Genomic DNA, 485 nt, shown 5'->3' with positions numbered 1-485 from the left:
GCCGGGGGGACCTGAAGTCGGTAACCGCAAGGAACCGCCTAGGGTAAAATCGGTAATTGGGGCTAAGTCGTAACAAGGTAGCCGTATCGGAAGGTGCGGCTGGAATACCTCCTTTTTAGAGCTCATTAACCTATGAGCTGTTGTTTCCTTCTTTTAATTTATTGTACTAACGCCTATGGCTACACGCCAGGTGGGAAGTAGAAGTTCTTTACAAAAAAGATGTGTAACCGAAGGGGGTACAGAGATCGGCTCTCACACATCGGCAATAATCACATAAATGAAATCTTGGAAAAGAAATCAGTGATTACAAGTTCTTTGACATATTGGGAAATGCAAGTTGTATTCGAAATAGTAGTATTAAGAATACTAAAGATTTTTAAAGCGAATAAGGGCGCATGGTGGATGCCTAGGATCTAAGAGGCGAAGAAGGACGTGGTAAGCTGCGATAAGCTACGGGGAGATGCAAACGATCGTAACATCCGTAG

The 485-nt window shown here is 43.7% G+C and carries 2 rRNA genes; both read left to right on the top strand.

Going from position 1 to position 485, the window contains the following annotated elements:
- Nucleotides 1-115: ribosomal RNA gene (locus HGH91_RS31000) — 16S ribosomal RNA — on the top strand; the annotation flags it as partial.
- 260 nt (nt 116-375) lie between these two features.
- A 23S ribosomal RNA gene (locus tag HGH91_RS30995) occupies nt 376-485 on the top strand; the annotation flags it as partial.

It is taken from the genome of Chitinophaga eiseniae, assembly GCF_012641265.1.
In the GTDB taxonomy this organism is placed as follows: Bacteria; Bacteroidota; Bacteroidia; order Chitinophagales; family Chitinophagaceae; genus Chitinophaga; species Chitinophaga eiseniae_A.
The sequence above is the reverse complement of the archived record's forward strand: the minus strand, read 5'-3'. Positions and strand labels throughout refer to the sequence as shown.